Source organism: Marinagarivorans cellulosilyticus, assembly GCF_021655555.1.
In the GTDB taxonomy this organism is placed as follows: domain Bacteria; phylum Pseudomonadota; class Gammaproteobacteria; order Pseudomonadales; family Cellvibrionaceae; genus Marinagarivorans; species Marinagarivorans cellulosilyticus.
On sequence record NZ_AP023086.1, the window covers coordinates 1,197,817 to 1,215,969 of the forward strand.

Below are 18,153 nucleotides of genomic sequence, written 5' to 3' on the forward strand. Positions count from 1 at the left end.
TTTTTGGCGTCATGCGCGGTCTTCTGATTAATTCATTTTACAAATAGTAGGAATCCATATGCGCACCAGCCGATATCTTTTGGCCCGTGTCGTTAGCCTGTTTATAGTCTTGGCTACAATAAAAGGTGGCAGTGCTTTGCTAATAGCACAGGAGCTATGCCCATTGGTTAATTGTGATTGCCAGGCTATTTCTTTGCCGGCTTGGCAAGAACGGTGCCTGAGTGCTGAACAAACAGCTAAGGCCGCTTGTGTCGCCAATAATGGCCAGCCAAAACAGTATTGCGGTTTGCAAGGCCCAAAGGCAAAGCCTGTTGCGTTGTCGACTACACATCAACAGGTGCAGGCGACAACACTCAAAACCTTGAAGCTGCATAAGCGGCAAGTCGTGATGCTGATGTGGTCAATTAAAGATGACCTTGATAACGTGCGTTATCGCGAGGAACGTCAGTTTTTTGGTGATGCATTGCAAGTACACAAGTTGCTCGATCAAAATATAAAGCGCTTGTATACCACCCAGCGCAATGCAGCTGAAGGTGAGCGGCTACGAAAAGGTGATGATGAAGCAGCAGACTTATGGCGCGATTACCGTGAAGAAATCGTTGATGTTGTTGCTCAGTTTGAAGCTTATGGCGAGGTACTGTGGGGCAAGTTTGAAGCGGCAACAGTGGCTAAGGAGAAAAAAGCGTACCGCTTGCTATCGATGCGCATTCTGCGTAGCGCAAGCCAGTTAAGTGAACATCTTGCTTTTGCGTATGTTGGCGAGGGTGATGTAAAGGCCTCTGCGCTAGCGTGGCAGCAATCAGCGCGAATGGCGCAAAACCTGCTATCTAAAGAGCAGCAGTCGGTAGGCAATAGCAAGCATATTGCTTATTACCGCTACCAGACTGCTGGCCGCTGGAATCGAGCTAGCTACTATTGGATGGAAGCAAAAGACGAGCCTCGCATTGGCGAGGCTGTAAAGCAGGCGGAGCTGGCAGTCAGCGTAAATTAATTGCTAGAAGTGGATTTTAAGGCTGCCGTAAAAACCACTTAGCGAAGCATCAGAATACAGGCCTTCTAGGTCGTCTGCTTCTAGTCTCGATTTCCTGTAGCCTAGAGCGGCGCCGATTTCCATTACGTTCATATCGAACATGTATCCGCCTTCAAGCTCATAGTCATAGACTTTGTTGCTGTCATAGGCAATGGCTTTGCCCCGACCGCCAACAAAAAATCCGGATAATGGCAGGTCAAAGCGTATTTCGCTGTAGAGCAATGGAAGTATTACGTCGATATCGGTCGTTTGGGAGAGTGGGAGTATGATGCAGTACCCGCTTTGCCCTTGGATTAAGCCTTCCACTTCGCAATTGCCTCCCACAAGTTGTCGAGGCGAGGGGGTAGCATAAGTTGATTCGATGAATTCACCTGTCATTTGACGAACGCTAAGGCCTATGTCCCAGTTCACCCAGTTATCTAAGATCTCGTAATAGAGGCTTAGGTCAAAGGCGTCAATATTTAATTCGGTATGAATATTCTGTGATATATCCCAGTCTAAAGTCAGGTTTTCGTCAACAATTTGGGCGTAGCTTCTGGTCAAAACCTCCTCTAGACTTGTTCCGCTATCAGCAATTTTCGTTACATCGAGCCGAATATTCGGTAGAAGTGGAATTGGGTGTTCAAAAGCAATATGCCCGAACAATTGATTGTTTTTGCTGAATCCACGCTCTTTAAATGAAGGGATTCCCCAGCCAAATCCTTCCCTTTCGACAAGCTTGGCTTTGCCTGCAATCTCACCGCTAAAAGTGCTCTGCCAGCCCGATATAGAACCGTGCACGCCAATAAAATCTGCAAAAGCACTCGGCGCGCAGAACGCTATCATGGATGCTAGTAATAGTTTTTTCATTATTATCCCCTTGTTTTCTATAGCAGCTGTTATATCAGAAATGCTTCTTGTCGTCTGTGGGAAGATTTCAAAGCTTTGATGCTTTTGGCGTTGTATCGTTCAATCGTGCAATAAATGCTTGACCGGCATTGCTGAGTGTTCGCCCCGTGTGCCTTACCAATCCTAAATCTCGTTTAAGCGTTGAGCTTTGAACATTGAGTACTTTTAGCTGTTCATCGAGCATGCTTGCCGGTAAAACGCTCCAGCCAAGCCCAACCGAGCAGAGCATTTTTATGGTTTCCAAGAAGTTAGTGGCCATGCTGATGTTGAGGTTTAGCCCTTGCTCGTTAAAAAAACGGTGTATCAATTGGCCAGTATAGGTATTTAAGTCGGGCAGTATGGCTGGAGTTTGGCTTAGTTCGGCCAGCGTGCAGTCAGCGGCAATGGCGCTTTGTCGGCTGGTAATAAAAACCAGCGGGTCGTGCCAAATAGCGGTGGCGGCTAGTGGCGCATCGATTTGCGGTGGTAGCGTCACGAGCGCCAATTCGCATTTGCCTTGCAGTACGCGCTCACAGGCGACTTCCGAGTCTAAAAACTCAAAGCGCAAATTTACTTTTGGGTAGCGTTCGGCGAAGTCGCGCAGTACAGGGGGCAGTTTGTGTAAGCCAATATGGTGGCTTGTGGCTACATGTAAATCGCCGCGTACCTCTCCACTTAAGTCTTTCACGGCGGTAGCGGCGTCTTGTATGTCGGCCAGAATTCTTTGTGCTTTTGGCAGGAGTATTTGGCCGCCTTCGGTGAGTTGCACTTGTTTTCCTATGCGGTCGAATAGGCGTGTATCAAGCAAACTTTCTAGCGCATTGATGCGTTTGCTAACGGCGGGCTGGGTGATAAACAGTTTTTCGGCGGCAAGTGAAAAAGAGCCGCATTCACTGATAATGACAAAAGCCCTTAAGGTATCTATATCCACCATTCCTCCGGGGAATGTTAATTATAAAAATAATGAATTGGAGTTATTGTACGGCGGTAGGCTAAAATTTCAACACGCTCAGTTGAGTGATATTTTTTAGCCGCTAATTATTGGGAATAAAACAATGGCCGGTAAAACGTTATATGACAAATTATGGAACTTGCATGTCGTGTCGCAGCGAGATGATGGTTCGGCATTGATTTACATCGATCGTCATATTGTGCACGAAGTGACTTCGCCGCAGGCTTTTGAAGGGCTGCGTTTGGCGAAACGCAAACCTTGGCGGGTCGATAGCGTAGTGGCAACGCCTGACCACAATGTGCCAACCACCACGGTTGAGCGCGCCGGTGGCATTGCTGGTATTGCTGACCCTACCTCTAAGATCCAAGTGCAAACCTTGGATGATAACTGCGATGAATTGGGTATTTTAGAATTTAAAATCAACGATCAGCGCCAAGGTATTGTGCACGTTGTTGGCCCCGAAAGCGGCGCTTGCTTGCCGGGCATGACAATTGTGTGTGGCGACTCACACACCTCAACTAACGGCGCGTTAGGGGCTTTATCCATAGGGATAGGCACTAGCGAGGTTGAGCACGTATTGGCGACACAGTGCTTGGTCGCGAAGAAAATGAAAAATATGCTGGTTCGTGTCGATGGCGAATTAAGTGCAGGTATTACCCCAAAAGATGTGGTTTTGGCGATTATTGGCAAAATAGGCACTGCCGGCGGCACTGGTTATGCTATTGAATTTGGTGGTGATGTTTTTAAAGCCATGAGTATGGAAGGCCGTTTAACCGTATGCAATATGGCTATTGAGGCGGGTGCTCGTGCAGGTATGGTTGCTGTGGATCAAATCACTTTAGATTACGTAAAAGGTAAAACTTTTGCGCCCAAAGGTGATGCATGGGATATGGCGGTTGCTGAGTGGAGCGACTTGCATAGCGATAGCGATGCGCAATTTGATGAGGTCGTCGTTTTGAATGGCGCTGAAATCGAGCCACAAGTTAGCTGGGGAACATCGCCCGAAATGGTGTTGCCTGTTAGCGGGAAAGTGCCAAACCCTGTCAATGAATCTGATAGTGTCAAAAAGGCGGGTATTGAGCGCGCGCTTGAATATATGGGGTTACAGGCTGATCAAGCGATTAATGACATTAAAGTAGATCGCGTATTCATTGGTTCTTGTACTAACTCGCGTATTGAAGACATGCGTGCCGCTGCAGCCGTTGTTGATGGCCGCCAAAAAGCGGCGTCGGTTAAAGAAGCTATTGTTGTTCCTGGATCTGGTTTAGTGAAGCAACAAGCTGAGGCTGAAGGGCTTGATAAAATATTCGTTGCCGCCGGTTTCGAGTGGCGCGAGCCCGGTTGCAGCATGTGCTTGGCGATGAATGCTGATCGCTTAGAAGACGGTGAGCACTGCGCATCGACGTCCAACCGCAATTTCGAAGGGCGCCAAGGCTACGGTGGTCGCACGCATTTGGTTAGCCCTGCCATGGCTGCCGCTGCTGGTGTTGTTGGCCATTTTGTTGATGTTCGTACAATGGAGAAAGTGTAATGAGAGCTTTTACACAGCATACTGGTTTGGTGGGGCCAATGGATCGCGCCAACGTGGATACCGATTTAATTATTCCTAAGCAGTTTTTAAAATCGATTAAACGCAGTGGTTTTGGCCCAAATGCGTTTGACGAATTGCGTTACTTGGATGAAGGCTCGCCAGAAAAACCCAATGAAGGGCGTCCGTTAAATACCGACTTTCCACTGAATGCCGCACGTTACCAAGGTGCCAGTGTTTTATTGACGCGTAAAAACTTTGGTTGTGGCTCTAGCCGCGAACATGCGCCTTGGGCGTTAGATGAGTATGGTTTTCGGGCGGTTATTGCTCCAAGCTTTGCTGATATTTTCTTTAATAACTGTTTTAAAAACGGCATGTTGCCCATTGTATTGGCTGAAGAGGTTGTCGAGCAGTTGTTTCAAGAAATGTATGCCCAAGAAGGCTACAGTCTAACCATTGATTTAGAGCGGCAGGTGGTTATTAAGCCTAACGGCGACGAGTTGGCATTTGAAGTGGACGAATTCCGCAAGCACTGCTTATTAAATGGTTTTGATGATATTGGTTTGACCTTGCAAGATGCCGATAAAATTACCGCCTATGAGCAAGCGCGCAAAAAAACTGCTCCTTGGTTATTTAATTTTGGCTCGTAAATATTAAATAGCTGAATAAAACATTCAGGCGCGCACCTCAGCTTTATTAACTCTCGCAAGTGGCTCTTTAGTAGGGTGCTTGTGAAGAGTGGGTAAGCTTATGGCTTGTGCCGCTAAGATAAAAATTATTAGGAAAAAATAATGCCCAATATTGTAGTTTTACCCGGTGATGGTATCGGGCCAGAGATTGTTGATGAAGCAATTAAAGTATTGAAAGCCGCCGATGCTAAGTTCGGTTTAGATTTAAATTACGAGCAGGATCTGCTTGGTGGTGCGGCAATCGATGCTCACGGTGTCCCGCTAGCTGATAGCACTTTAGATAAATGCCGCAAAGCCGATGCTATTTTAATGGGTTCGGTTGGCGGCCCCAAATGGGATGCGATTGAAGCGGCTAAGCGTCCTGAAAAAGGTTTGTTGAAGCTGCGTTACGAGCTTGGTTTATATGCCAACTTGCGCCCAGCGATTTTGTATCCACAGTTGGCCGATGCTTCGTCACTCAAACCTGAAATTGTAGCGGGGCTCGATATTTTAATTGTTCGTGAATTAACGGGCGGTATTTATTTTGGCGAGCCACGCGGTATTCGCGTTTTAGAAAATGGCGAAAAACAGGGTTTTAATACTTACGTTTATGCCGAACACGAAATAGAGCGCATTGCCCGTACTGCATTTGAAATGGCGCAAAAGCGCGGTAAAAAAGTGTGCTCTGTGGATAAAGCAAACGTATTGGAAGCGACCGTTTTGTGGCGTGAGGTGATGGAGCGCATAGCACCAGAATATCCTGATGTAGAGCTAAGCCATATGTACGTTGATAATGCCGCGATGCAGTTAGTGCGCGCACCAAAGCAATTTGATGTGGTGGTTACTGGCAATATGTTTGGCGATATTTTATCGGATACAGCGGCAATGCTGACGGGCTCAATCGGCATGTTGCCTTCTGCCTCTTTAAACCAAAGCGGCGCAGGCTTGTACGAGCCGGTACACGGCAGTGCTCCAGATATTGCTGGTCAAGGTATTGCTAATCCGTTGGCGACGATTCTTTCGGCCTCCATGATGCTGCGCTACTCGTTAAATCAAAGTGCCGCTGCCGATGCTATTGAGGCTGCGGTGGGTAAAGTGTTGGATAAAGGCTTGCGTACAGCGGATATCTACACCGAGGGTTTTGAAAAAGTCAGTTGTCAAGCAATGGGCGACGCAGTAGTTGCAGCACTGTAAGTGAGCGTTGGCGCCGTAAATTTATGCGCCTCGTTTTAAATTATTATCAGAAGTAGACGTATGATCGTATCCGTTTTGTGATTAGACGTTACTCGATACAGGTTTTGGAGATATAAAATGAAAGTAGGTTTTGTTGGATGGCGTGGCATGGTGGGTTCGGTATTAATGGGCCGCATGCGCGAAGAGAATGATTTTGCGAATATCGATCCAGTATTTTTTACCACCTCAAACGTCGGCGGTGAAGCGCCAAAAGTAGGCAAAGATGTACCTACTTTGCAAGATGCTAGCGACCTTGATGTTTTAAAAGAAATGGATGCGATTGTTTCGTGTCAGGGCGGTGATTATACCAATCAAGTTTTCCAGCCATTGCGCGACTCTGGTTGGGATGGTTATTGGATCGATGCGGCCTCTAGTCTGCGTATGGTCGATAACTCGATTATCGTATTAGACCCAGTTAACAAGGCCAGCATCAAAAAGGGCTTAGAAGACGGCGTTAAAAACTATATTGGCGGTAATTGTACGGTTAGTTTGATGTTAATGGGCTTGGGTGGTCTGTTCCAAGAAGGTTTGGTTGAGTGGGCTACCTCAATGACGTATCAAGCAGCATCTGGTGCTGGCGCGCAAAACATGCGTGAGCTTATTAGCCAGATGGGGGCAATCAAAGAAAACGTTGCCGATTTGCTCGCTGACCCGCGCAGCCCAATATTGGATATCGATAGCGCTGTGGCCGCAACGATGCGCAGCGAAGCCTTCCCAACTGATAATTTTGGTACGCCTTTAGCCGGCAGCCTATTGCCCTATATTGATAAGGCTTGGGACAAAGGCCAAAGCAAGGAAGAGTGGAAGGGGGGCGCTGAAACCAACAAGATTTTAGCCTCCGGCAGCAACACTGTTCATATTGATGGTTTGTGCGTACGCATCGGTGCAATGCGCTGTCATAGTCAGGCGTTAACAATCAAGCTTAAAAAAGATGTCCCAATGAGCGACATCGAAAGCTTGCTTGAAGGGGCTAACGATTGGTCTAAGGTGATTCCTAATGAGCGCGACATTACTTTGCAAGAACTCACTCCAACAAAGGTTACTGGCACCTTAAGTGTTCCCGTGGGCCGTTTACGCAAAATGCACATGGGGCCTGAGTACCTAAGTGCCTTTACTGTGGGTGACCAACTGCTGTGGGGCGCAGCTGAACCGCTTCGCCGCATGCTGAATATATTGCAAGAAGGCTAACTTTTCCTTCGCAGCTTATTGTCGGCGTTATTGTCAGGTTTGTCCTAGTCTGTACAATAGCGTCGTTCAATTTTGGAGAGGGTACAAATAAACGTCACTTTTCTCCACACATTGCCTTAAAAACGACTATAACAATGGCATAAACCGAATCTAAATGACTATCTATATAGTCATGTTGGACATAAAGTTGAAAAAAGCCTGTTTATCCTGAATACTTAGACGGTTGTCATCTATAAGTTGACATAGCTTATTGTCATACGACTTGGGCTACATTCGTACATGTGTCCTCGCGTACAGGGACAGGAACTGGTTAGCCACCCGATAAAAAACAACAAGGGTTATCCTATGGGTTTACGCACACGAGCAATATTACTAGGCGTTGCTTCTTATTTGGCCTCACCACTCGGTTTGGCGCTGGGTCTGGGCGAGATCAAAATGAACTCGCATTTGAATCAGCCTTTAGAAGCCGAAATACAACTTCTGCAAACGCGTGAGTTATCCGCACAGGAGATCCTAGTAGGACTGGGTACTCGAGAGGATTTCGAGCGTGTCGGCGTAGACCGCCCTTTCTTCCTTAATGATTTGAAATTCACCGTTGATATGGAAAGCCCCAATGGCCCCGTGATTCGAGTGAAATCAAACCGACTGGTTAAAGAACCCTTTCTCAATTTTATTGTTCAGGCGCAATGGCCAAGTGGTAAATTGCTGCGTGAATATACCGTTCTGTTAGACCTTCCTGTATTCACCAAAGAGCCCGCGCGTGCGGTGCAGGCTGCCAAAGCTCAAGCTCCTGCGCGTCAGCCGGTTACACAAACGAGAACGCCAGCGCGTCAGCCCGCGCCCAGACAATCGTCGGGTTTTGATGGCGATACCTATGGGCCGGTATCATCAACAGATACATTATGGGCTATTGCGTCTAAGGCGAAGCCTGGCGATGAGTTTAGCGTCCAGCAAACCATGCTGGCCATTCAGCGCCTGAACCCGAATGCCTTCATTAACAACAATATCAACCTGTTGAAGCGCGGCGCCGTTTTACGCCTGCCGTCAGAAACAGACATTACCGACTTCGATCCTCGCCAAGCGAAGCGTGAAGTCGCATCGCAAAACCGCAATGTCAAAGCGGGTGCGCCAGCCGCTCAAATTGATGCCAGCCGCAGTAATGTAGAGCGCGGGCAAGCGGCCGAGCAAGTTCAGGGTCGCGTTAAGCTGACTTCGGCTTCTGATATTACTGGCAGCAAATCGGGTAGTGGCAGCGGTGAAGGCGAGCAAGATAGCGAAGCGCTGCGCACACAGTTGTTATCGACACAAGAAGAGCTTGCCGCGACTAAGCGTGAAAACGCTGATTTGAATGCTCGTGTTTTAGCCATGGACGAGCAAGTTAAAACCATGGAAAAACTACTAGACGTTGCTAGCGCCGATATGCGTAAGCTTGAACTTGCTTTACAAGAGCAGCAAAAGCAAGAAGCTTTGGCGGTTGATGATGGCGCCGTTGATGCAAGCACAGCAGAGGATACAGACAGCGCAGAGGTTTCTGACAATACCACAGAAGCCGTTGTAGAAGAGGCTGCCGAAGCGGCAGCTACAACTTCAGAGGCTCAAGAGGCGCCATCTTCTGAGCCCGCTGTTGAGGCCGCGCCAGTTAAACCTGAACCAGTAAAAGCGGTTGAACCCCCCGCAGCTAAGAAAAAGTCTTTCATGGATATCATCATGGAAAACTTGATCTTTATCGGCGGCGCTTTGGTATTGCTGATCGGTGGCTTGGTTTATTTCTTATTAACTCGCAATAGCGGCTTTGACGATGACGACGAGTTCGACTACGACGAAAGCGCGGAGCCAAATGATGACCCTATTGCCGCATCAAGTGAGCACGACGGGGCTCTTGATGATGTAACGGTTGCCCAGTTTGATAGTAACGATGACACTGTGCTTGAGCGTGATCTGGATACTACCGAGCCAGAAATTACACTAGATAGCTTGGGTTCTCAGCTGCTTGATGATGACAATTCTAAAGGGGTTTTAGAGTCTGCTGATAATCATATCGCACTTGGCGAATACGACGAGGCTCTGGCCGTACTTGATGGCGCGACACAAGCAGACCCTTCAGAGGTTCAGCTAAAGCGCCTAGAGATATTTGCCAAGCAAGATAACCTAGAAGCATTTGATGGTCAGTTTGCCGCTTTTGAGGAGAGTGCCACACCGGCTCAAGTAGAGCGTGCACAAGACTTCCGAGGCTTAATTAGCTCTGCGATGCTTGGCGCTGGAGTAGCGGCGTTAGATCAAGAATCTGAGCCTGATTTTGATGAGTTAGATACAACGCTGCAGTTCGATGCTGTTAGCGAGGCCGATATCGAAGCGGCTGCTGCTAAAGTTGATACCAGCACCGACGACACTGTGCTTGATGTGGGCGATATTGACAATACTGTGCTGGACGATAGCACTGAAGAGTTCTCCCTCGACGATTTAGATACCAGCTTAGAGCTTGACCTAGATGATGAGAGCGACGATCTCGAAGCCGATTTAGAGGCTCTAGCGGCTGGTTCTGAACCCTCAGAGGAAAGTGTTAGCGAAGACTTAGATTTTAGTGCGTTAAGTGATGATTCTACGCAAGAGACCGAAAGTTTCGACCTTGAAGCATCGGCGCTAGAGCTAGATTTAGAGGATGATGCTGAGCTATCGCTTGATTTAAGTGATGATGATACGGTTGAAATCGATGCTGATTTGCTAGATGGCGCCTCTTTGGGCGATGACCTAGATATTGAACTGCGAGAGAGCAATGTCGAAGAAGATAACGACGAGTTAGATTTAACCAATCTAGCCGCACCTTCATCGGCAACTAGCAGCGCTGCCGCGCTTGAATTAAGCTTGGACGACGATGCGCTTTCTTTGGATGATGGTTTAAGCTTGGGTGATGACCTTGGCGTGGATGATCTCTCGCTTGAAGATCTAGAGGACGAAAGCACAGATACTGCTGAGCTGTCAGTCGCAGATGACGAAGTTGATGATCTTGATGTTGACTTAGATTCTCTCGATCAAGATTTAGATCAACTAGCGTCAGATTTCGAAGGTGACTTGGCAGAGCTTGATGATGCCCTTGAAAACGACGATGCGTTGACAACTGTTGAGCCTGAGGCTTTAACTGATGTTAGCGTTGATGCTGAGGATGTGACGACGCTCGTCGAGCAGCCCGCGGCTGATGTTGAACTTCCCGCTTTTGATCCTGACTCTGATGATGATAGTGAGCCTGGCTTCCTCGGTGACAGCGACGAAGTTGCAACTAAAATTGATTTATTAAGGGTATTTGTGGATATGGGGGATACAGAATCTGCATTGAATACGCTTGAGGAAATTCGAGAAGAAGGCAATGATGCGCAAAAGCAGGAAGCGGAATCACTGTTTGCTGAATTAGGCTAATTGTTCTATTAAAAAGCCCCGCACTTGACTCAAGTGCGGGGCTTTTTTGCGTTATACAGACTAGTAAAGAGAATGTAATTGATGTGGCAGTATCGGCGAAATGCAGAAATTTGGGACTTGGCTTCTTGGCCTGAAGAAATGCACCGCATTGCGATGGTAGTTGAATATGTTGGTACCCACTACCAAGGTTTTCAGCGGCAGTTATCGGCCAAAATCACCGTGCAAGGGGAGCTGGAAAAGGCGCTTAGCAAAATCGCAAATGAAGACATTACTCTGCAGTGTGCAGGCAGAACGGATGCCGGTGTGCATGCTACGGCGCAAGTTGTACATTTTGATACCTTAGCGCAGCGACCCTTAAAAGCTTGGCGTGAAGGCATTAACACCAAATTACCCGATACCATTAGAATTCACTGGGCAGGAAATGTCAGTCCGTTATTCCATTCACGCTTTTCTGCGAGAGGCCGTACCTATCGCTATGTGCTTTACTCTAGCGAGGTAAGACCGGCTTTAATGCGAGATAATGTCAGTTGGACAAAATATCCGCTAGATGTCGCTAGGATGCAGCGCGGCGCTGAGTACTTGGTGGGAGAGCATGACTTTAGCTCGTTTCGGGCTAAGCTTTGTCAGGCCGCAACCCCAGTGCGGCATATCCGACATATCCGTTTTGTGCAATGCGGTGCGTTTATAGTGATGGAAATTAAAGCGACAGCGTTTCTATATAACATGGTGAGGAACATTGTCGGCTCCCTAATTGATGTGGGGCGGGGAGCCAAGCCTCCGGAATGGATTGCCGAGGTGCTAGCGGCGAAATCACGCGCTGCAGCTGGCACAACAGCTTTGCCTACGGGATTATATTTTGTTGGCGTTGATTACCCCAACTTCCCAGAGTTGCCTACGCAAGCGAATGGGCCGGACTTCATCGCGCCTTGGTTTGAGGGTGATAAGCAGGTTTGACTTGGGCGGAAAGCTGAGCATGGCCTGCGCAATACTTGTTACATATACACAGGACAGGCAAAGTGGTTCGGTCTACTTTTAATAGTAGACCGAAACATAAAAGCGAATAACGTTGGCTTTAAGCTCGTATAAGGGTTCTTCACCCGGGCGAAACTCTGCGCTATCGCCCATGCTTTGTGAGGCATCGCGAAAGTTTTTGTAGTCGAACTGCATGTGATCAAACTGGAAGCTAATGGTTGTTTTGTCGATAAAGCTCAACCATTTCTTTGGAACGTCGTAATAAACCCCAAGGCCAAACGTCATCGAGTCGAACTCGCTCATTTCTTTATCGCGCGCTACGAATTCTTGCTCAGAGTCGTTATACGAGAATATATCTGAGTAGAAATCAGCCTGAGTTTGGCTGTAAGTGCGTATGTTGGCCTGAAAGGTCCAATCATTTTCGTAAGCGTGAAGGTAGCGCAGTTCGGCATTGCTGGCTTTAATTCCCCAGTTATCAGAGAACGTGCGCACTTCACCGCGGATAGAGGCGCGGTAGGGTAGGCGGTAGATGGTTCGAACGGCCGCAGCGTCACTATTTCTAGTTTCGGGATAGCGTTCGGGTTTCATAACGGCGTTGCTGCCATCACCATTGAAGTGGCGTATTGACCGGTAGGGGTTATTTAAAAAGCCCGCATCAGAGACAGCCTCAAGGCTAATGCCCATCATCCACTTGGGCGATAAAATCTGGTTAAGGCTAACGCGGTATCTTCTGTGAGTTGCGTCTCTTTCAAATTCGGGGTCCCCGGTTTTTCTAACAACGTCTTCACCTTGCGAAAAACCTAATGAAAAGGTCGTCATATCGCCAAAAAATTCTTGGCTTAAATCAAAGCTTACGGTGCTGGCTTCGTAATCGTTTTCGCTCGATTGAGTCGTGCTAAGCGAAATGGTCGATTTATCGTAGAGGTATTCAGCGCCCACACTGTATTCGGTGCGCTCCTCTTCATACTCGCTAGCGCCTGATGTAATCACATCGATAGAGGCACTGGTTATTTGATCGACATAATAGTTGCCGTAAACAGATACCTTTTCTTTGATGTTTTTGCGAACGAGTACAGACGGGCCTGTAATTTCAATGCCGCCGCCATCGTAGCTGTGAAAAAGCACATCGGTGCGCTCTTCTGGCAGCGTGGCGGCAGAGGCTGTTTGCACTAAAAAATTGGCGAGAAATGTCAAAAAACAAAGCAATAGTCGCGTAAATTTCACGTGGTTAATTACACCCACATCCGCCCCCTGAACTCCCTTCGGCGCCTCTTGCGGCTTCGCGCGCTTCATAAACGTGGTTCATGTAGCGGCTTGAAACGGGGTCTTTCTCAAACGACATAATCGGGTCGGCGAGATAACCTCTTTGGTATGGCTTTACCCAAGGCTGCACACTGGTGCAGCCAGAAAGGGCGAAGAGCAATCCTAGCAAAACGGCGGATTTAGGCATTATTGATAACGATCGTTAATTATTTAAGAAGTTTTTTAATTTGGGCAATGTAGTCTGCTTCTTCGCCAGGCTTGTAACCTTTGTGAAGGTAAGCGAGGTTGCCATCTTTATCCACAAAGTAAGACGATGGCATAGCTTCAACACCGAACTCTTCAGTCGCGATATTGGCGCTATCATCTAACACTGGGAAGGTTACGGTTGTTTCGCTTAAAAACTTATCGCGATCTTCTGCCTCTGCATCTACATTGACGCCAAGCAATACAAAGCCTGCATCTTTGTAGTCGTTATACATCTTCTCGAGTAAAGGCATTTCTTGGCGGCAAGGGCCACACCACGAGGCCCAAAAATTCACCATAACCACTTTACCTTTAAGGTCGGCAAGGCGAACATTTTCACCTTTGGTAGATTTTAAGGTGATATCTGGTGCTGGGCCAGAGAGTTCGCCAGCATTGACGGTGACGGCAAAGAGCGCCGCAGCGATAGTCAGTAGTAGGTGCTTCATGGTAATACCTCCGATGGGGTTTAAACTTGTTTCGTTAGTAACACGTTATTTAGTTAGAAGAATAGCGTTAGCCCAATATGGGTTTCCAAGTTTTGTATTTCCTTCTCTGGACCAAAAAGAGCGTGGGTCATTAGGTGGTTGCGAACATCCCAGTGCATTGCTATCCAGTCTGTTGCGAACAGCCTTAAACCGCCGCCAAAATTGTATGTGAAGTAATCATTATCCGCAAACAGGGTGTTACCTGCTCCAAATACCAAATAAAAGCTGCTATTTAGCGCTAAATTACCAAGATACACTTCACCGGGTAGCAAGTTGTAACCGAGGTTTAGATTATAGTAGCTCAGCTCCCGTTGGTCGTCGGTTAGGATAGGGATTGTGCCTGGCTGTTGCTCGTAAGTGCTAGGTTGTAATTTAGACAGGCCATAGTTGGCCTCAACAAACCAGTCTTCGGTAACATGAAAGGCTAGGCGCAGGCCGTAAACGTCGTTGCTGCCAAAGTCTTCAAAACTCATGATGCCAGCGAAAAAGCCGAACTCAAAATTTTCTGAATCAATAATCGATTCATCAACATCACGTCGTTCGATATCGGGTTGAATAACATCGCCCAACAACTTCCCTTGCTCTGTGCTTTGAGCAAAAGCCGTTGTGCTCAAAGTCGGCCCGCTGACTAGGGCGACTAAAATAATACGCCGAATCCAGCTTTCCATTCTTCTACCTCCTCGTTGACGTTACGTGTGGTCATAATTATGTGGTTATCGTATTCCACCCGTAGCACCAAGTGGTTAGAAGCGTAAAAAACAAAGCCTCCGCCCACAGTCAGAATAGGGTCTTCTCTATCTTCGGATTGTACAAGGATTGTGCTGGGGTTGGTCTGAATAAACCCTGAACCTACTCTAAAGAAAGGGGATATTCGCCATGATGGAAAGGGTTGATGGGTGACGTTAATCGCGGCCAGCTTCAGGTTAGAAAACTCGCCAAAGGCTTGAGTATATTTGATTTCACCGCGAATACTCTTTGTAAAGCTGTAAGCAAGGAAGGGAGTGTAAGCAATAGCGCCTTCTAGTGTTCCCGCCGTTAGCCCGGCTTCAAAAGCATTGTTGTGGTGCTCTTTCCAGTCGCCGTGCTTAAAGTCGACGGCAATTTTGTTTTCGTCAATTGTGCCGTCCATGTATTTGCGGGCAACCCAGCCATTCTTACCGTCAAGGGTTTCTATATTGAACCAATCGTTACGGCGCTTAATGATGAGGACTTTTTCGTTTTGTTCTACCACGTGGAAAATGGGGTAGCCCCGGCCGGCGAAGGTATGCACGTCAATATAGGGCACTGTTACGGTATGTATCAGCGCTCTATTTTCCTGCCAGTGTTCAGGTAGTGGCGTTGCGGCTTGCGACTGCGCGGTTAGGCAAAGTAGCAGCGCCAGGCTAGCGCCCAATGTGCGTATTAAGTTGATCATTGAATAATTAAATACTTAGTCGTTTAAAGGCGCCACAAAGGGATCGTTATAATACTGGCCACCTAAGTCAAGCCACTCCGCAATAAGGCGTCGTTCGCTTGGCGACAATATCCCTGTATGAATTGGATCGTTTCCTTCAAAAATCGAGAAAAAACCGACAGAGTTAAAAGCGTTGCCTGCATTGGCTGGAGCATCTAACTGCGTACAGGTTCTAACTACTCGCTGCCTAACGGAGCCGTCGCTGTTAAGAATCGGCTCTCCATCCTCGTTGGTGTCATCTTGATAGGCAGAAGTATACACAGGTCGCAGCTCGCCATCGACTAGCTCGAGAGAAAGTCGTGAAACAAGTAGTTGGCGATAGGATGCGTAGAAATCATCTGAGCGGTTTTGGTCGCAGCCATTGTTTTGTGATACTGCGTTAGGGTCTGGGTCGTTAGGGACGTTAATGACAGGCATTGTTTGTGTTAGGTACAAACTAGCGGCTGGCGCTAATGGCATGCCATCGGCGCTTTGGTTGTCATTACTGTGGCAATTAATGCATGTGTTGTCGCTGAGTACATTATCGCTGCCATCGGGGTTGGGTTGCGGGTCGCAAGTGCGTCGGTCGCGCTGCCATAGCGGTTGAATGTGCTGCTCGTAGTTGATGGTGATTCGACAGCCGCTGCTCCAGGTGGGTTGCGCAAATGGCGATGGATTTGCAGAGCTTAAACAAGTTGTTGGCTGCTCCCAGCTGACACCCTCTAATGGTGTGGAGCAGCTGTCGTTGGCTGGCGGCAAGGTGTCAGTGCCGTTGGGGGCAATGCTGGCGTAAGCCAAGCTAATATCTGCTTCTAGGTTGCTGCTGTTTTGTGTCCATATATCGCGGTACAGCATATCGATAGCTGGTGTGCGTACGCCAAGTTCATCGGCGAAGTGCTCGGCCATGGTTTGCCCTGTTTGCGGTGCGGGCACCGGCGTACCGTTTTGGTCTATTAATTCAATGCCAATAAAAGGAGCGCCTAGGTAGGCTGAGCTTTCTTGGGCGTCACGGCGACTATGGGGTTGCAGACTGCCGCTTTGGTGACAGCCTATGCACTCAAAATGTTCGCCAGGCTGCACGTTGAACCAGTTTTCATGCAGCGCATCAGGTAGCCGCTTACCATTAGCATCGACAAGGTTAAGGGCAATTGCCATATTGGCGGGTATTTTAAACTTGGCCGAGCCGTCGGGCTCGATGGGGACATAGCCTAAAATATCGCGCATAAAGTTTTCACCGTTTTCACCAAATGCAATATTCCGGTTAAAGTCGAGCGCGTCTTCGTCAGGGATGGGTACGGCTTTTACAATGCGGATAAAGCGTTCTGGGCGCTCACTTCGGTTTGCTAGGTGCGGCATGGGGGCAACATTGAGGCTCATGTTGCCATCAATATCGTAGATGTTTCTAATGTGTACTAGGCCTACGCCTTCCTCTGCCAAATTGCTATCGAGGTTGGAAATAATATTGTCTGCACGCGGTTGGATCGAAAGCGCGATGGCTTCGGTGTAAACCTCGTTATCCTCTGGTGTGACGGGCTTTAGCGGTTGCTGCGTACCTAAATCCAAATTAAGTACCCACAATCCAAAACTGGGCGTGGCTGGCTGAATATTGGCTTTGGCAAGGAATGCGTCAGTACAAGAATAGGTTTTCCCTTCGCTTAAGGCGTTAATTAAGCAAGGGCTCCAGCTTACCAGTAAACGGTTGGTGCCATCGTTAAGCGGGTACGCTGAGTTATAAAAACCACCAATGGAATAAACGTCGGGGTTGTTTTCGGTAATATTTATGGGGATAAGCGACAGTGGCTTTTGTGGGCTGCCGCTACCAGGGTTTTGCGGGTTCGATTGATTGAGGTCGGTAAAACCATTGGTATTGATGGCTACAATGTCGCCGCCCCAGTGTCGGCTTGCGCGGTTGCGAAAGTTAATTAGGAGCTCACCGTCATTAATTTCGCGAGCATTCCAAAATGTAGCCTCACTGCCGTTAGGGCCGGTGGTTTGGCTGTTATAGCCGTAAAGTTTTTGAATGTCGGAGCCATCTGGCTTAATGCTGTAAAAGCTGACTTGATTATGGTCTGGCATATTGTCCCAGCGTAAAAAAGCAATGCGGCCATTGGCTAATAATGTGGGTTGCACATCGTGGCTGGGGTTAAATGTAAGTTGTTCTATGTCATCGTTTCGGGGGTCGAATACGTGCAGGTTAAACGCGTGTGCTTCTGCGCTTTCGTCAAGGCCGGAATATTGCGCTTTGCCTTCGTCCAGTAAGATGGCTTTAGTACGCTTTTGGCGGGTCGAGCTGAATACAATACGGCCGTCGGGTAAATAATGTGGCGATACGTCTTCGCCTTGCTCGGCAATCACGCTATCAAGAAGCGGTGCGGCAACGCCAGTTTCTAAGGAATACTCCCACAAGTTCCAAGTGGGTTGCGGGTTGTCGTCGTTAGGGTCTGCGGGTGCGCGCAAGCTAAAAAGCAGTTTTTCGCCATCGGGCGACGATTCTAAGTCTTTAATGTCGATTTGCGCAGGCACAAGGTTGCTATCTTCGTCGTCTGGGTCTTCTAATCGATCTGGGAATAGGCCGCTTGTGATGTCGGTTTCTGTTGCTGAGTATTTAGCGCGATCTTTAAGGATAAGCCGTGCGCCAGGGTTGAATGCTGCAGGATCTAAAATATTTTGGCTAACGGCCATGCCCAATGCATCTGGATCGTCGTCGATTGGGATTACTCTTGCGATAAACGCGATGGGAATATCGACAACTACGGGGTCGGGTTGCTGCTCTTTGCCGGGGCCTGTGCCATTGCTGACATCGCATCCGCTTGCTAACGCTAGTGTTAAGGTAACTGGCGAAATGAAAGCGAGTTTGCGAAGAGAGTGAAACATGGGCTTC

General features: G+C 48.0%; 15 protein-coding genes. 7 read left to right on the plus strand and 8 right to left on the minus strand.

The window, feature by feature from the left end; all coding sequences use genetic code 11:
* Positions 1–58 precede the first annotated feature (58 nt).
* Positions 59–991: a hypothetical protein gene (locus MARGE09_RS04775; RefSeq protein ID WP_236986213.1), complete on the plus strand. Its 933-nt coding sequence runs from the start codon at positions 59–61 to the stop codon at positions 989–991.
* Positions 992–994: 3 nt separating this feature from the next.
* On the opposite strand, the gene MARGE09_RS04780 is transcribed toward MARGE09_RS04775, so the two are convergent.
* Together MARGE09_RS04780 and MARGE09_RS04785 are read right to left on the minus strand one after the other, a co-directional pair.
* Positions 995–1,879, minus strand: a complete 885-nt coding sequence (locus MARGE09_RS04780; RefSeq protein ID WP_236986214.1) for a porin family protein — start codon at positions 1,877–1,879, stop codon at positions 995–997.
* A 67-nt stretch (positions 1,880–1,946) separates the two neighbouring features.
* Positions 1,947–2,831, minus strand: a complete 885-nt coding sequence (locus tag MARGE09_RS04785) for a LysR family transcriptional regulator (RefSeq protein ID WP_338040743.1) — start codon at positions 2,829–2,831, stop codon at positions 1,947–1,949.
* 121 nt (positions 2,832–2,952) lie between these two features.
* Between MARGE09_RS04785 and leuC the strand changes: the two genes are divergently transcribed.
* The 6 genes from leuC to truA all read left to right on the plus strand — a co-directional run bounded on the left by leuC (position 2,953) and on the right by truA (position 11,831).
* Complete coding sequence (gene leuC, locus MARGE09_RS04790) at positions 2,953–4,380, plus strand: 3-isopropylmalate dehydratase large subunit (RefSeq protein WP_236986215.1); 1,428 nt, start codon at positions 2,953–2,955, stop codon at positions 4,378–4,380.
* On the plus strand, positions 4,380–5,027 hold the full coding sequence (gene leuD, locus MARGE09_RS04795) for a 3-isopropylmalate dehydratase small subunit (protein ID WP_236986216.1): 648 nt from the start codon (positions 4,380–4,382) through the stop codon (positions 5,025–5,027). The genes leuC and leuD overlap by 1 nt, the downstream gene beginning before the upstream one ends.
* A gap of 141 nt (positions 5,028–5,168) precedes the next feature.
* A complete protein-coding gene (gene leuB / locus MARGE09_RS04800; protein ID WP_420828085.1) occupies positions 5,169–6,239 on the plus strand; it encodes a 3-isopropylmalate dehydrogenase in 1,071 nt (356 codons plus the stop codon).
* A gap of 117 nt (positions 6,240–6,356) precedes the next feature.
* Positions 6,357–7,466, plus strand: coding sequence for an aspartate-semialdehyde dehydrogenase (asd, locus tag MARGE09_RS04805; protein ID WP_236986217.1), 1,110 nt, complete (start codon positions 6,357–6,359; stop codon positions 7,464–7,466).
* Between the two features lie 345 nt (positions 7,467–7,811).
* Positions 7,812–10,877: a FimV/HubP family polar landmark protein gene (locus tag MARGE09_RS04810; RefSeq protein ID WP_236986218.1), complete on the plus strand. Its 3,066-nt coding sequence runs from the start codon at positions 7,812–7,814 to the stop codon at positions 10,875–10,877.
* Between the two features lie 81 nt (positions 10,878–10,958).
* Positions 10,959–11,831 (plus strand): tRNA pseudouridine(38-40) synthase TruA, encoded by an 873-nt coding sequence (truA, locus tag MARGE09_RS04815; RefSeq protein ID WP_236987452.1) that lies wholly within the window; start codon positions 10,959–10,961, stop codon positions 11,829–11,831.
* A gap of 78 nt (positions 11,832–11,909) precedes the next feature.
* On the opposite strand, the gene MARGE09_RS04820 is transcribed toward truA, so the two are convergent.
* The 6 genes from MARGE09_RS04820 to MARGE09_RS04845 are packed head-to-tail and all read right to left on the minus strand — an operon-like array spanning position 11,910 to position 18,146.
* The gene (locus MARGE09_RS04820; RefSeq protein WP_236986219.1) at positions 11,910–13,142 is read right to left on the minus strand and encodes a DUF3570 domain-containing protein; all 1,233 of its coding nucleotides are present in this window, start codon (positions 13,140–13,142) and stop codon (positions 11,910–11,912) included.
* On the minus strand, positions 13,078–13,299 hold the full coding sequence (locus MARGE09_RS04825; RefSeq protein ID WP_236986220.1) for a DUF4266 domain-containing protein: 222 nt from the start codon (positions 13,297–13,299) through the stop codon (positions 13,078–13,080). Before MARGE09_RS04825 ends, MARGE09_RS04820 begins: the two co-directional genes overlap by 65 nt.
* Before the next feature lie 19 nt (positions 13,300–13,318).
* The gene (locus tag MARGE09_RS04830) at positions 13,319–13,801 is read right to left on the minus strand and encodes a TlpA family protein disulfide reductase (RefSeq protein ID WP_236986221.1); all 483 of its coding nucleotides are present in this window, start codon (positions 13,799–13,801) and stop codon (positions 13,319–13,321) included.
* Between the two features lie 53 nt (positions 13,802–13,854).
* Positions 13,855–14,508, minus strand: a complete 654-nt coding sequence (locus tag MARGE09_RS04835; protein WP_236986222.1) for an outer membrane beta-barrel domain-containing protein — start codon at positions 14,506–14,508, stop codon at positions 13,855–13,857.
* Positions 14,478–15,254, minus strand: a complete 777-nt coding sequence (locus MARGE09_RS04840; RefSeq protein ID WP_236986223.1) for an SH3 domain-containing protein — start codon at positions 15,252–15,254, stop codon at positions 14,478–14,480. The genes MARGE09_RS04835 and MARGE09_RS04840 overlap by 31 nt, the downstream gene beginning before the upstream one ends.
* A 15-nt stretch (positions 15,255–15,269) precedes the next feature.
* Positions 15,270–18,146 (minus strand): HzsA-related protein, encoded by a 2,877-nt coding sequence (locus tag MARGE09_RS04845; protein WP_236986224.1) that lies wholly within the window; start codon positions 18,144–18,146, stop codon positions 15,270–15,272.
* Positions 18,147–18,153 lie beyond the last annotated feature (7 nt).

Excerpts from the sequence above, each read along its gene's own strand:
- MARGE09_RS04775 (WP_236986213.1), top strand. The coding sequence starts at position 59 with ATGCGCACCAGCCGATATCTTTTGGCCCGTGTCGTTAGCCTGTTTATA.
- MARGE09_RS04780 (WP_236986214.1), bottom strand. The coding sequence starts at position 1,879 with ATGAAAAAACTATTACTAGCATCCATGATAGCGTTCTGCGCGCCGAGT.
- MARGE09_RS04785 (WP_338040743.1), bottom strand. The coding sequence starts at position 2,831 with ATGGTGGATATAGATACCTTAAGGGCTTTTGTCATTATCAGTGAATGC.
- leuC (WP_236986215.1), top strand. The coding sequence starts at position 2,953 with ATGGCCGGTAAAACGTTATATGACAAATTATGGAACTTGCATGTCGTG.
- leuD (WP_236986216.1), top strand. The coding sequence starts at position 4,380 with ATGAGAGCTTTTACACAGCATACTGGTTTGGTGGGGCCAATGGATCGC.
- leuB (WP_420828085.1), top strand. The coding sequence starts at position 5,169 with ATGCCCAATATTGTAGTTTTACCCGGTGATGGTATCGGGCCAGAGATT.
- asd (WP_236986217.1), top strand. The coding sequence starts at position 6,357 with ATGAAAGTAGGTTTTGTTGGATGGCGTGGCATGGTGGGTTCGGTATTA.
- MARGE09_RS04810 (WP_236986218.1), top strand. The coding sequence starts at position 7,812 with ATGGGTTTACGCACACGAGCAATATTACTAGGCGTTGCTTCTTATTTG.
- truA (WP_236987452.1), top strand. The coding sequence starts at position 10,959 with ATGTGGCAGTATCGGCGAAATGCAGAAATTTGGGACTTGGCTTCTTGG.
- MARGE09_RS04820 (WP_236986219.1), bottom strand. The coding sequence starts at position 13,142 with ATGAAGCGCGCGAAGCCGCAAGAGGCGCCGAAGGGAGTTCAGGGGGCG.
- MARGE09_RS04825 (WP_236986220.1), bottom strand. The coding sequence starts at position 13,299 with ATGCCTAAATCCGCCGTTTTGCTAGGATTGCTCTTCGCCCTTTCTGGC.
- MARGE09_RS04830 (WP_236986221.1), bottom strand. The coding sequence starts at position 13,801 with ATGAAGCACCTACTACTGACTATCGCTGCGGCGCTCTTTGCCGTCACC.
- MARGE09_RS04835 (WP_236986222.1), bottom strand. The coding sequence starts at position 14,508 with ATGGAAAGCTGGATTCGGCGTATTATTTTAGTCGCCCTAGTCAGCGGG.
- MARGE09_RS04840 (WP_236986223.1), bottom strand. The coding sequence starts at position 15,254 with ATGATCAACTTAATACGCACATTGGGCGCTAGCCTGGCGCTGCTACTT.
- MARGE09_RS04845 (WP_236986224.1), bottom strand. The coding sequence starts at position 18,146 with ATGTTTCACTCTCTTCGCAAACTCGCTTTCATTTCGCCAGTTACCTTA.